The organism is Haloarcula sp. R1-2, from assembly GCF_011627385.1.
GTDB lineage: Archaea > Halobacteriota > Halobacteria > Halobacteriales > Haloarculaceae > Haloarcula > Haloarcula marismortui.
Window position 1 is genome coordinate 1,235,111 of sequence record NZ_JAANTG010000001.1, and the last position, 12,826, is coordinate 1,247,936.

14 protein-coding genes are annotated in these 12,826 nt (G+C 62.4%); 4 read left to right on the plus strand and 10 right to left on the minus strand.

Features of this window, described 5'->3' with window-relative positions:
- Positions 1 to 125 precede the first annotated feature (125 nt).
- The 7 genes from G9C82_RS06230 to G9C82_RS06260 form a co-directional block, all read right to left on the minus strand.
- Positions 126 to 356: a hypothetical protein gene (locus G9C82_RS06230; RefSeq protein ID WP_004963957.1), complete on the minus strand. Its 231-nt coding sequence runs from the start codon at positions 354 to 356 to the stop codon at positions 126 to 128.
- An 87-nt stretch (positions 357 to 443) separates the two neighbouring features.
- Entirely contained in the window at positions 444 to 1,205 is a 762-nt protein-coding gene (locus tag G9C82_RS06235; RefSeq protein ID WP_127013632.1) for a hypothetical protein, read from the minus strand.
- 49 nt (positions 1,206 to 1,254) lie between these two features.
- Positions 1,255 to 1,788, minus strand: coding sequence for a DUF5815 family protein (locus G9C82_RS06240; protein WP_011224755.1), 534 nt, complete (start codon positions 1,786 to 1,788; stop codon positions 1,255 to 1,257).
- 54 nt (positions 1,789 to 1,842) lie between these two features.
- Positions 1,843 to 2,616, minus strand: coding sequence for a hypothetical protein (locus G9C82_RS06245; RefSeq protein WP_004963969.1), 774 nt, complete (start codon positions 2,614 to 2,616; stop codon positions 1,843 to 1,845).
- Positions 2,617 to 2,690: 74 nt separating this feature from the next.
- Positions 2,691 to 3,107 (minus strand): hypothetical protein, encoded by a 417-nt coding sequence (locus G9C82_RS06250; RefSeq protein WP_127013633.1) that lies wholly within the window; start codon positions 3,105 to 3,107, stop codon positions 2,691 to 2,693.
- A gap of 52 nt (positions 3,108 to 3,159) precedes the next feature.
- Positions 3,160 to 3,384 carry a hypothetical protein gene (locus G9C82_RS06255; RefSeq protein WP_127013634.1) on the minus strand — a complete coding sequence of 75 codons (225 nt, stop codon included), beginning with the start codon at positions 3,382 to 3,384 and terminating at the stop codon, positions 3,160 to 3,162.
- 48 nt (positions 3,385 to 3,432) lie between these two features.
- Positions 3,433 to 4,683, minus strand: coding sequence for an NAD(P)/FAD-dependent oxidoreductase (locus G9C82_RS06260; RefSeq protein WP_127013635.1), 1,251 nt, complete (start codon positions 4,681 to 4,683; stop codon positions 3,433 to 3,435).
- A 121-nt stretch (positions 4,684 to 4,804) separates the two neighbouring features.
- Here G9C82_RS06260 and G9C82_RS06265 point away from each other — a divergent pair, with 121 nt between their 5' ends.
- Positions 4,805 to 5,413 (plus strand): DUF6149 family protein, encoded by a 609-nt coding sequence (locus G9C82_RS06265; RefSeq protein WP_127013636.1) that lies wholly within the window; start codon positions 4,805 to 4,807, stop codon positions 5,411 to 5,413.
- Between the two features lie 105 nt (positions 5,414 to 5,518).
- On the opposite strand, the gene G9C82_RS06270 is transcribed toward G9C82_RS06265, so the two are convergent.
- Positions 5,519 to 6,880: an NAD(P)/FAD-dependent oxidoreductase gene (locus G9C82_RS06270; RefSeq protein ID WP_127013637.1), complete on the minus strand. Its 1,362-nt coding sequence runs from the start codon at positions 6,878 to 6,880 to the stop codon at positions 5,519 to 5,521.
- Positions 6,881 to 6,891: 11 nt separating this feature from the next.
- Positions 6,892 to 9,114: a histidine kinase N-terminal 7TM domain-containing protein gene (locus G9C82_RS06275; protein ID WP_127013638.1), complete on the minus strand. Its 2,223-nt coding sequence runs from the start codon at positions 9,112 to 9,114 to the stop codon at positions 6,892 to 6,894.
- A 123-nt stretch (positions 9,115 to 9,237) separates the two neighbouring features.
- Between G9C82_RS06275 and G9C82_RS06280 the strand changes: the two genes are divergently transcribed.
- Both G9C82_RS06280 and G9C82_RS06285 read left to right on the plus strand, forming a co-directional pair.
- Positions 9,238 to 10,113 carry a homoserine kinase gene (locus G9C82_RS06280; protein WP_127013639.1) on the plus strand — a complete coding sequence of 292 codons (876 nt, stop codon included), beginning with the start codon at positions 9,238 to 9,240 and terminating at the stop codon, positions 10,111 to 10,113.
- A gap of 348 nt (positions 10,114 to 10,461) precedes the next feature.
- A complete protein-coding gene (locus tag G9C82_RS06285) occupies positions 10,462 to 11,511 on the plus strand; it encodes a PAS domain-containing sensor histidine kinase (RefSeq protein WP_127013640.1) in 1,050 nt (349 codons plus the stop codon).
- 71 nt (positions 11,512 to 11,582) lie between these two features.
- On the opposite strand, the gene G9C82_RS06290 is transcribed toward G9C82_RS06285, so the two are convergent.
- Entirely contained in the window at positions 11,583 to 12,035 is a 453-nt protein-coding gene (locus G9C82_RS06290; protein WP_007189102.1) for a peroxiredoxin, read from the minus strand.
- Positions 12,036 to 12,140: 105 nt separating this feature from the next.
- Here G9C82_RS06290 and G9C82_RS06295 point away from each other — a divergent pair, with 105 nt between their 5' ends.
- Positions 12,141 to 12,791 (plus strand): adenylate kinase, encoded by a 651-nt coding sequence (locus G9C82_RS06295; RefSeq protein ID WP_127013641.1) that lies wholly within the window; start codon positions 12,141 to 12,143, stop codon positions 12,789 to 12,791.
- Positions 12,792 to 12,826: the final 35 nt, after the last annotated feature.

Genomic DNA, 12,826 nt, shown 5'->3' on the forward strand with positions numbered 1-12,826 from the left:
CCCGGCGAAACAATGCGAAGCTCGAAGCCTAATTTCGAATATCGTAATGCGTCTGCGTCACATAGTCAGCACTCTCACAGACGAGTCTCGGTATAGCAGACAGACGGTAGCGGCGCTGAGAACGGTCAGTTGTCGCGGTCGGGAACGCGATACCGGTAGGGCTGGCCCTGAATAACCTCGACCTCGCCGGACTGAGCACGACGACCAAGGACTGTGGCAACACGGTGGGCGCTCCCGAACGCCTCGTCGTGTTCTTCGAGCAGGTCACAGATTTCGCGTGCCGTCAGTGTGCCGTTGACATCGGCTTCTTCGAGCACTGTCAGGATGCGCCCGAACTCTCCCTCACGCATAGCCATACACAGTTACAGCACCGCTTCCACCATATAACACCGTCAGACAACAGTCAGACGGCTGATTTCGGGAAATCAACCGACGGCGGCGTGTCACTGGCTGTCGGACAGTTCAGGGTCGCTGTCTGTCGCGTTCCCCCAGCGCTTTCGGACCCACGCCGGTCGGGAGACGGTTGTATCGCCAACCGCGGAGTACCGGATTTCGTAGCTTACCGGGGCCTTTCTGGAGCGGTCCCAGTACGAGACGGTGAGCGACTGGACGAGGCCGTCCGGCCGGACAGTCGCCTGCACGCTGTAATTATCGGCCGGTTCAAACGCCGCCGGCGGGTCCGTAGCCATGAGCGTCACGCTGCAGGAGTCACAGTCGTCCCTCGGACGGTCGACGCTGACGTTCGTGGCGAGGTAGGCTTCGATGAGTCGAGCGGGGTCGGGGTCGAGTACCCCGCTGACCGGGGTTGGCCGCCGCGTTGCGGTCCAGGCTCCCTGTGCTCGCTCGTCGTAGACATAGCGTCGGTTCCGGTTGGTGTACACCTGCTTGGTGTAATTCTTGTTGATGATTTCGGTTCGGAACTGGTAGCGATACCTGTCTTCGACGACGAGACTGACGATTTGTGTCCCCCATTCCAGCGACAACCGCATTCCCAGCACGTACGAGCGATTCCGCGTCGCGCGCCGGTGGGCCGCCGCGAGTCGCCTGGCGTCGACAGCGTCCTCGGTCACGGCGGGGTTGGCCCGGTCGTCCTGTGACTGCTCGGGCACCGGAACTGGGGTCACCGTCTGTCGCTCCGCCCCGCCGAAGGCTCCACAGCCCGCAAAAAGCAAGAGGACAAGCAGGATTACCACACGACCCGCCATGCATGGGTGTGCGAGCCAGACCCACTAAGTACTCAGGTCGCAGTCGGCCTCAGATGGCGGTGTCCGACCGGCCGTCGAAGTTTCGCTCGTCGCGGTACTGTTCGACAAATGCGTCAACATCGAACTGGAGCATCTGCTCCTCGAACTCCGCCATCACGTCGTCGTCCTCGGCGTGGCTGATAGCGTGTTCCATCAGTTCCACGAGCAGTTCGACGACGATTTCGTGAAGACGGCGGGAATCGAAGTCACTCACCCATGCCAGCGAGAAGCCAACTGACCCGTCCTCGCTGGTGTCGGCGGCGACGACCTTCTCGGGGAACTCCTCCATGACGACGCCCATCAGGTGGACGGTGGTGAACTCATCGTAGTCGTCGTTGGTCTCGATAGTCGCGTGTAGCACCTCGGTGAGAAACTCCGGCACGAACCGTGCCAGCGGGTGCGGGTCAAGCACGACGCCGTGAGTCTGCCCGCAGTCACACGCGAACTCCCGCATCCCCAGATGGAGGTCATGCGTGTCGACGAGTTCGCCACAGGCCAGTTCGAGTTCGGACTCGCGCCCACCGGGCACGCGCGGTTCAGCCATTACCCGTGATTGGTCGCTCGCGTGGTTAAAGGCCGCGATACGGACTACAGCGGGTTAGAGCCCGCCGATGGACTCTGTATCCTGTGTGTAGCTGGACCCCGTTGCTTGGAGGTACGCGACAGTCGTCACAGCGATTGAGAAGACGCTGACGACACTTGAGAAGACAGTAGAGACTGTCGCCAACACCATCGGCGGCAACGAGATCGGGAGGAAGCTGACGGCACCTCCGAGAACGAATCCAAGCACCACGAGCACAATAGCCAGAACGAACGTGGCGAGGAGGTTGTCGGTGACGACGCTGACACTGTTGCTAATTGATTCGATAACGCCGCTGTCGTTCAGTGCAATCTCCTGTCGGACAAAGAAGAACAGGAGTCCAAACACCAGTCCGGGGATGATGAGTAGAATGAGGCCGATACCCACTGCGATAGTGGTGAGGATGCCGGCTGCGATCGCGACCACAACGGTCCTCCCGAGCCGTCGGCCCACATTGTCGGGAATCGGTTCGCGGTCATCACTGGCAAAGGCACGGATTGCGACGATGTTCAGCGCCTCATTGAGGATAAGCAACACGAGCGCACCGACGCCAGCAACTGCAAGCGGCAGGTCGAGTGCCAGTGGGGTACCCCCAGCCATTGCTGCCTGATTTACCTGTGCATCGCTCGGCAGTCGCCCCAGAAACAGTTCTGTGAACGCCTGCGAAAGTGACGCCCAGACAACAGAGCTGAGCAATCCATAGACGATGAATACGCCGGCAAACATCGCCCCACGTTCGCTGAGTAGTTCATCAATACCGTCCTGGAAGGCACGGCCGATCTGGAGGGCCATATCTTCAGTCGCTCTCCGGGAAAATATAAAACTAGTCGAATCGTAGATACCCGCCGACGGCGGGACTGTGCCGCTTACGGCCAGTCGTCGCGCGCCTCGTCCTCGTCGGTCGTTGCGTCCGGTGTCTCCGGGTCGCCGAGGTTCCAGTCGGCCGCTTCCGCAGCCTGCGTGACTGGGAGGTACTCCCAGCCCGCCGCCTCGGCGAGGTCGGCGTCCTCGTCGTCCGCACCGACAAAGACGTGCCGGTCGGTGTCGAACTGCTCTTTGACGTTTTCGAGACTCTCCTCGCGGCCGCGCGGCCCGGAGAAGAAGTCCTGTCTGATCCGGTGTTTCCGGGTGAAGTTGGTTACGACGTAGGTGGGCTGTTCGGAGATGACGCCGACGTACTCGGACCACTGGCGCGCGTCGTTGAACACGCTGTCAGGGTAGGCCAGTTGCTTGAGGGCGTCGAGGTCGAACGCGAGGGTCATATCGCCGCTGCCGCCATCCATACGCGACTCTCCGCTTTAGGGCGAAAAAAGAGCGTCGTTCTCCCGCCGGCAGTTACTCGTGATGCTGGTCCGCCTGTGTAAGACGGTCGGCCTCCGCTTGGACCGCCGCCATCTCGCTGGCGGCCCGTGGGTTGCTCTGACCGTGCCCCTGATTGACCGACCCATCGAGCCGCGAGCCGGTGAAGCTGCCGCTGTCATCGCCTGTGTCGTCTGCCTCACCCGACTGGTCGCTACGACGGGTGAGCCAGGCAACGACGCGGGAAAGGGCGTGACGCATACGCGTCATTACGTCCGCAGTGAGTAAAAATATCGGTGTCGGCTGGCCTTATTCGGCCGGCGCGGGCGTCTGCGCCTTCACTTCTTCGAGGTCCACTTCCTTCTCCAGCAGCAGTTCCTTCTTGTCGGCGACCTGACGCTCCTCGCGGATGAGCTGTTTGAACGCCGACTGCTGTGAGAGGTCGCCGATCAGCACGCCACCAACGAGCTGTCCGTCCTCGAAGGCGAGCCGCCGCCACTCGCTGTCGGAGTACTTCCGTTCGGCTTCGTCGTCGCCACGGGTCGGATGACCGAAGGAAAGGAACGGGAAGTCAAAGTGCGTGATGGAGTACGAGGAGACCCAGCGGAACTCCTTTTCCTCGGCGTCCGCGACCATGTTCGTCCCGGCGACTGACCCCTGCTCCTTGGCTGAACCCCACGCGCCGTTTTGCGCCTGAGAGTCGAGGATGGTGTCGTAGAACTGGGTGAGGTCACCCGCGGCGTAGATGTCCTCGACGTTGGTCTGCATGTACTCGTCGACGACGACGCCGTCGTCGAGTTCGAGTCCGGTCCCGTTGAGGAACTCGGTGTTGAAATCGAGGCCGATAGCGACGCCGGCCCACTCGCCCTCGTAGTGGTTGCCATCGGGGTCGACCGCACCGGTGACCGTGCCGTCGTCGTCGACTTCGAAGTGGTCGACGCCGGATTCGAAGACGGGTTCGACACCGTTCTCTTCGAGGGCCTCGTGGATGATCTCTGCGCCCTCCTCCGAGAGCGCGTAGCGCCACCAGCGGTTGCCACGCATCAGGTACTTCGCGTCGATTTCCTGTGCGGCACAGACCGCCGCGAGGTCGATGCCGAGCAGTCCAGCCCCGACGATGATACCCTGGTCGGCCTCGTCGGCGTGCTCACGGATGCCACGTGCATCCTGGAACGTCCAGAAGTGGTGGATGCCGTCGGCGTCACTGTTCTCGACCGGAACCTGTGCCGGCGTCCCACCCGTGGCCACCAGCAGCTTGTCGTATTCGTAGGTGTCCCCCTCGTGGGTCTGTATCTCGTGGGCATCTGGATCGATGTCCGTCACGTGGGTGTTCAGCTGCAGGTCGATGTCGCGCTCGTCGTACCACTCCGGCTCGTGGATCGAGATCGGCGCTTCCGGCAGCTTCCCCTTGGCGAACTCCTTGATGAGGATCCGGTTGTACAGTGCCTCCCCCTCGTCGGTCAGGACTGTGACCGACGCGTCCGGGTCCGCTTCCCGGATTGTCTCGGCTGCGGACGCACCCGCGATGCCGTCACCGATGATTACGTGCGACGTGCTCATGTACGGCCGGTACGAAATCAGGCCTAATGTGGATTGCTATCTGCGTATCGTTTTCGATAGCGCGCTGAGCACACCGATAGTCGGGGATTTGAAGACGCTGGGGCCCGTATTCGTGGTTGAAATGAAAATCTACCAGAACCCGCGCCACTGGGCGAGCAAGAAGGCGCTGACCACACCCGGCGTCCGGTCGGTGGCCAACTACGGGCTGGTGAAACTCCACACCAAAATCTTCCTCGGGAAGGCCGACGAGGCACACCGGGAGGAGCGGCGCGACCACCTCGATGATTTTTTCGACGCCACGATGGACACCTACGTGGCCGCGCTCAAGGCAGATTACTCGGAAGCGGAGGCCCGGGAGATAACCCACATTCAGGCGAACTTTGACTTCTACAACCACGGCTGGACGGAGATGATGGAGTTCCCGGCCGACGAACTCGAAGCCCACTACGAGCGGTACGCGGACTTCTTCGACACGCACAGCATCACCATCGACGACCCGCTCGGGACGTTCCGGCCGGCCAGCGGCGTCACCGACGCGCCGTCGACGCCAGAGCGACTGGACGAGCCGGAACACCCCCACGCCGTCGGTGGCTTTGCTGACGACGTCTACGTCGAAACCGAGGACGGCGAGATGGTCGTCGGTGGCGGCCGCGAGGAACCGGACGACGTGAGCCCGACCGACGCGCCGGTCATCGACGAGGACGACGTGGAAAGCGCGGCCGGCGACTGAGCCGATCGACGGTCGGAGGCCTGTTTTTCGCTGTATCAGCCGTAATCAGAAGGGGCAGCCAACATATGGCCGGAGCGTAGGATATCGACTCGGGCAGCAAAGCCCTCAGCGTTGGGCTTCCGAAAGCGGCGACTCGTCGGTTTTCGTCGCCACTAACGGGTCGCGGGCGATGCGGTCGGCGCACTCGAAGCCCGCGACGATACCCCCGTTGAGCGAGCGCTCCGGGTACTGGGCACGCGAGGCCATCCCGGCGTAGTAGAGGCCGTCCGCGACGGCATCGCCCAGATCGTACGGAATGACCATGTCAAGATAGCCACGCTCGTAGACCGGGGCCGTCCGGGGGTTGCGCCCCGTCCGAATCCAGTTGACGGCGTCGCGGTCGAATTCGGGAAAGAGGGATTCGATGCCCTGCAGCCACGTCTCGGCGACCTCGTCGTCGGTCTGTTGCCAGATGGCTTCGGATTCGTCCTGAATGTAGCGAGCGACGTACAGCAGATGCTCGCCGCCGTACCGCTCCGCGGAGACGAAGTTCGTGTGCTCGATAAGCGCGCCGAAGGGAGCGTCGTCGGCGATGTTCAGCCAGTACGTATCAAGCAAGGGTTCGTCCATGCTAATAACCGAGCATACTGTCCCCTGGAAATCGATGTCGCAGGTGTAGCCGGTCAGGGCTTCCAGCACATTCGGCATCGTCGCGACGACGACGCTGTCGACATCGTGACCTGTCGTCTCGGTTCCGTCCGTGGCCGTCAACGACGAGACGGTCCCGCCGCTCGTATCGACCTCGGTCACGCGCGTTCCCGTGGAGATATTTTTGCGGCCGACGGCGTCGACCAGCGCGTCGAGCAACCGGCCGAACCCGCCGTCGAAGTAGCCCAGGATCTCGCCGTTCAGGATGTCCCGCTCGCCGCGGAACTTGACCCGTCCGAGGAGCCACGCCGCGCTCACGTCGTCTTTCCGGTCGCCGAACTTCGCATCGAGCAGCGGCTCGAAAAAGTTCTCGTAGACGCCCCGTGTGGTGTGTTCGACGACGAACTCCTCGATAGGCACGTCCTCGAAATCCTCCAGTCGCTCGTAGGTGTCGAACGACGGGATGCCGCCGCGAACATCGATGTCGAGGACCAGCATCCCCAGCCGGAACGTATCGTACAGCGAGAGGTGCGGGTACGTGAGGATTTCCCAGGGCTTGTCCATGGGGTGGACGACGCCGTCGACGTAGTAGGCGTTCTCCCCGATATGCCACTCGACCGCGTCACCGAGGCCCAGGTCCTCGGCGAGTTCGACGATGGTCTCCTCGGATTTCGAGAGGTGGTGGTAGAACTTCTCGATTGGATCCCCGGCCGTCTCGTAGGTCGCTGCCAGGCCGCCCAGATCCTCACTCGCTTCGAACACACGGACCTCGTGGCCGCGTTGCTGGAGCCGGTACGCTGCCGAGAGGCCGGCGATACCGCCACCGACGACGCCAATCATACCCCGACCTATCAGCGGTTGTGGGATTTAGTTTGTGCTTCGGTCGCCGCCGTCTCGGGAGCGTCATACTGGGGGTCGTCGCCGGCTTTGCTGGACGTCACCGCCTGCTGGAGTTCGAGCACAGCGATCGTCCCCGTCGGGCGGTTGTCTTCGAACCAGAGCGTCCCGCCGTACAGCTCCATCATGACCGAGACGAAGTAGAGGCCGAACCCGTCGGCGGTCTGGTCGGGTGAGAGCCCGCGCTCAAACACTTTCGTCTTTAATTCATCGCTCATACCGGGGCCGTCGTCAGCGATGCGGACTTGCAGCCAGTCGCCGGCCTGCTGGACCGAGACGGTTACCTGCGGGGTGTCGGCGTTGTTGTGGTCGACCGCGTTCCGGAGGATGCTCAGGAGGACCTCTTCGAGCAACTCATTCGCCTGCACGCTGTACTCACCGTCCAGTTCGCAGGAGACCGATACCGAATCGTACTCGACTCGGAGCGACTCAATTGAGCGCCGGAGTGTGACGTTAAGATCGACGGTGTCCAGCCGCTCGGCTTCGCTTGCTGTCACCGTGTTGTTGATATCCCGGATCGTTTCGCTCATCTCTGTGAGCGTCCCACACCAGTCGCTGATGCTGTCGAGATGGCGCTGTTTTGATGACGGGACATCATCCCTGATGTGCTCCGCGCGGCCGCGGATGACGACCATCGCGTTGTGCAGCGAGTGTCTGAGGATGCCGTTGAAGAACTCTATCTGTTCGCGGCGTCGCTTGACCGAACTCCGGCTCTGGCGGAGTTCGCGCTCGCGCTCGACCTGATCGAGGGCGACCTGCGTCGTCTGTGCGAGAATCGCAGCGTATCGCCTGTCCTCCGTGGCGAAGGTGCTGCCGTATGCGGTGATCGCCATCACGCCGTGGGAGCCAAGTGGCAGCATGAGGGCGTTGTCGAGCGGGTCAAGTCCGTCCTGCTCCAGCGAGACAGTCTGTATCTCACCGGTTTCGTACGTCTGCCAGAGTTTGCTTTCGGGCCTGTCAGTCGGTGACCCGTATAGCAGTTCTTCCTCAACGTTATTTTCGATCGTCTCGCTGATGACGGCCGGTTCAAGAACGCTATCCTCTTCGAGGAACACGCCCGCCGCGTTCTGGTCGAGCACGGCAGTTGCGAACTCGACGGCCATCTCCGCAACCGCTTCGGCTGTCTCTGCCTCGATGAACTGCTGGGTCGCGGCCTGTAGCGCTTCGAGTCGGTCCTGCCGGCGCTGCTGTCCGGTGACGTCCCTGAGCACGACGAGGCGACCGCGTTCCGTCCCGGATTGGTCGGTGAGACTCGTCGTCTGTGGGTTATAGTAGGTGAACGAATCCCCGAACGAGAACACCTCGCCGCGCTCAATGTGGCCAACGAGATCCGGGGCAAGGTCGTCGAGTGACTCCCCATCAGGCTCTGGATGATCTAGCGCGCTGGCCGCCGCGGCGTTGTAATCGATAATAACACAGTCGTCGTTGAGAGCGATGACCGGGTCGGGGAGATTGTCGACGAGGCCGTCACCCGACACCGTTCTTACCGATAGCGACTCGTCTTCGAACAGGACCCAGCCGACGAGTGCCGCGTTGATCGAGAACGCCACCGGCGTAAAGTCGATGGCCGGATGTGGCGTGTAGCCGAAATCATACAGTACGGCGGCGAGTACCGGGAGGATGGTTCCAATGAGGATTGTCGCTGTCTGCCGCCGATAGAGGTTCTGTGACCGGAACAAGAACTCGATCAGGAGAGCATAGCCGACAAATAACGGGATGTAAGAGATTGCAAGCGTCGTCGTGTAGGCGGCCCCACGTTGCACGGCGAACAGCGTCACGCCGCTCTGGGTGATGGGGATGGCTTCGACGAAGCGACCCTGGCCAAAAAGCAGTAGCAGCACGTCTGCATTCGCCGCAAGCAAAAGGGGAACGAGACGGGTCGGGCGAAGCCACGAGCGCCGGCCAGTGTAGACGAGCACGAAAACGGCCCAGAGCCCGAGTAGCTGTGCCGAAGTGGTTCGTGCCAGCACGTACACCGTTTCTGCGACGGTGGGGTTGGTAGCGACAACTCGCCAAAGAGAGACAGCACACCAGCACCCACCAGCCAGTGCGAGCCAGCCGTACTGGCGAGCACCGGGGACATCCCGGTGTCGGGTGGCAATAACCGCAACTACGAAACCGACGAGCGCTCCACCCGCGTTCCCGAGGATGGCGACCGTTGCAATGTCGACATCCATAGCAATACCTATCCCAACGTCAGGTTTCCCAGCATTATGCCTTTGGGCCGCGTTCTCAGTACTGGGAAACGGCCACAGTGTCGGTTCGCTACCTTTTTGCCTACACTGCTGAAATTCGCAGGCATGCTGACAGTCCGGGCGCCGGCTACCAGTGCGAACCTCGGGAGCGGCTTCGACGTGTTCGGCGTTGCACTGGAGCGTCCGGCCGACGTTGTCCGTCTGGAGAAAGCTGACCGGGTGACCATCGACGTAACCGGTGCTGGCAGCCAGTACATCCCGGAGGACCCCGACAAGAACACCGTCGGCGCGGTCGCTGACGCACTTGACGCGCCGGCACGCATTCAGATAGATAAAGGTGTCCGTCCCGCATCAGGGCTTGGCTCCTCCGCGGCCAGCGCCGCCGCAGCGGCCGTTGGGCTGAACGAACTGTACGACCGCGGCTACTCCCGCGAGGAACTGGTCCCCATCGCCGCCAAGGGCGAGGCTGTTGTCTCCGGAGACGCCCACGACGACAACGTCGCCCCCTCGATCATGGGCGGGTTCACCATCGCAACCGACAAGGGCGTCACGCAGGTCGACGCCGACATCCCGCTCGTGGCGTGTCTGCCCGATATCGTGGTTTCGACGCGGGACGCGCGTAACGTCGTCCCGGAGACCGCCCGCGTCGACCAGATGGTAGAGACAGTGGGTAACGCCGCGGCGCTAACGACCGGGATGCACCGCGGCGACCCCGAACTCGTCGGCCAGGGGATGCACGACACCGTGGTGACGCCGGCCCGCGCGAAGCTCATCGACGGCTACGAACAGGTTCGTGAAGCCGCGCTGTCGGCTGGTGCCACCGGCGTCACTATCTCCGGGGCCGGCCCGACAGTCATCGCCGCGTGTGCTGAGGAAGACCGCCGAAAGATTGCGAGCACGATGCTCGACGCCTTCGGCGAGCGCGGGGTCGACGCCCGGGTGTACCAGACACGTATCGGCGGCGGCGCTGAAGTGTTCTGAGACCGTCCGCAGGTCCGCGACGGTACGCTCCGCGACTAGCGGACAGGTCCGTTTCGAAGGCAGTCGCGGAAAAGCGGGAAGGAGCATCTCGTCAGCGGTGTCTACAGGTGGGATTGGGGCACTTGGCCGGTATGCAGGCGGTGTGGGTGCACCGGGGATGACAGGGACTACTTCGTTCCATATCGTGCCGGGGGATCAGCGAGAAGACCGGGCTGTTCATCCCGCACGCGGTCAGTCGTCGACGAAGAGAGATACCCCCGTCGGGCGATGAGACGTCTGTACCGCGTTATAGCACTATGTACTGCTATTAGTAACAGCAAGGCGTCTCGCCGCGCTACCTGAATGTCAATGGCATCTCAGACGGGGCACGCGCTTCCAGCAGCATACGACGCGCTCAACATCGGTATCGCACTGTACGACCCCGACAGTGGTGCTATTCTGGACGGCAACGAACGGCTAGCAGAGATATTCGGATACTCAGTTTCGGAGTTGCGCGAGCGGTCGATCAGCGAGTACACCGCAAACACATTCGTCCACTCTGTCGCCGATTTCAGGTCCCGGTTGCAAGACAGCGCCGCAGGCAGGTCGCGCCAGTTCACGTGGCGGATCAAACGGGCGGACGGCGAGCTCATCTGGGCCCGGATTCACCTCTCGGAGCGGGTCGTGTCCGGGAGGACGTACGTCTGTGCGGAGATCCGTGACATCACGGAGTACTTCGAGACACACCACCGCGAGGAGCTCCTCTGGCGGATACTGCGACACAACCTGCGGAACGAAGCGACAGTCATCGCCGGAAACACAGCCCGTATCACAGCTTCGGCCGGGACTGAGGCCGTGCGGGACGCCAGCAAGACGATTCGGTCTCGCGTCGAAAACCTCACGAACATCGTCGAATCCGTCAAGCAGATCGAACGGGCAGTCGCGCGCCCCGGCACAGACTACACCCGCTGTCACGTCACGCGCAGGGTACGAGGTGTCGTGAACACCATCCTGACCGACTACCCTACTTCAGAGATTACCGTTACCGAACGGGCAGAGCTGTGGGTAGACAGCAATGACGCATTCACATACGCACTCACCCACGCCATCGAGAACGCAATCATTCACAGTAAGGCTGTCACCCCGTCAGTCGAGGTATCCGTCGGTCCGTCACCGAACACCGGCCGAGTGGAGATCTGCATTCGCGATTCGAACCCCCCGATTCCAGATACGGAGATCAGCGCGCTCTTCGACCCGACGCAGGCCACAGAAACGGCGCACGGTACTGGCGTCGGCCTGTTCGTGATGAAGTGGTGTATTGAGTCTCTCGGCGGTGAACTCCGATTCGAGCGGAGCGGTGACGGGAACGCCGTCTTTTTCTATTTACCGGCACGGGACCCGCCGGACGACCAGCAGTAGCGCGCCAGTCCTCGACTGCGAGACGTGGTCGGGCAGATACTCAAACCAAGAAGCCGAAGACGAAAGGCAGGTCAGCCGCCCTGGACGAACTCGTTACGAACGTCCCGGAGCACTGCCTCGGCGTGCCCGTCGGGGTCCGAGAGATCCGGGTCGTAGACGGACTTCACTTCGGCGTCGGCCAGCACGAACGTCCGGCGGGCCGTCCGGCCGCCGCTCGTGTCCAGACCGAACGCTTTGGCCACGGTTCCGTCGGGGTCGGCCAGCAGGTCATACAGCAGGCCTTCCTCCTCGGCGAACTCGTCGTGGGTCGCCACATCGTCCATCGAAACGCCGTAGACGGTGATGCCTCCCTCGCGGAACTGCGGGAGCTGTTCTTGGAAATCCCGAGCCTCGATGGTACAGCCGCCAGTGAAATCTTCGGGATAGAAGTACAGCACGGTCGGCGCATCGAAGTCGGGCGAGACAGTCTCACCGAACTGATTCTGTGCGCTGATGTCGGGGGCCGGCGCGCCGGGTTCAAGCATTATTCTGTGTTGGCCCGGGACGCCTACACGCCTTTGGGTGGCGGCAGCGTGACCCGCCAGCGTGATTTGGACAACCATTTAACCGACCCCTTGGAAACCCTGACTATGTCGAATCCACGAATCCTGATTGTCGGGCCGCCGGGAGCCGGCAAAGGAACCCAGAGCGCCAACCTCGCCGAAGCGTACGGCGTCGAACACATCACGACCGGTGACGCCCTTCGGGCGAACAAGGACATGGATATCAGCGACATGGACACCGAGTACGACACGCCCCGTGAGTACATGGAAGCGGGCGACCTCGTGCCGGACGCGGTAGTTAACGCTATCGTCGACGAAGCCCTCTCACAGGCTGACGGGTTCGTGCTCGACGGCTATCCGCGTAACCTCGAACAGGCCGAAGAACTGGAAGGGATGACCGACCTCGACGTGATCCTCTCGCTCGATGTCTCGCGGGAGGAACTGGTCGACCGACTCACGGGCCGGCGGGTTTGTGACGACTGCGGCACGAACTACCACGTCGAGTTCAATCAGCCCGAGGAAGACGGTGTCTGTGACGAATGCGGCGGCGACCTCATCCAGCGCGACGACGACAACGAGGAGTCCGTCCGCAACCGACTGGACGTGTTCGACGACAACACCGCACCGGTCATCGACCACTACGGGGACCACGACGGCTTCGTCGCCATCGACGGCGAGCAGACACCCGACGAGGTCTGGAGCGAGATTCAGGACGCCGTCGACGCACACACGGCCTGAGACGCGACGGAACCGCCGTTTGAGGCCGACATCGT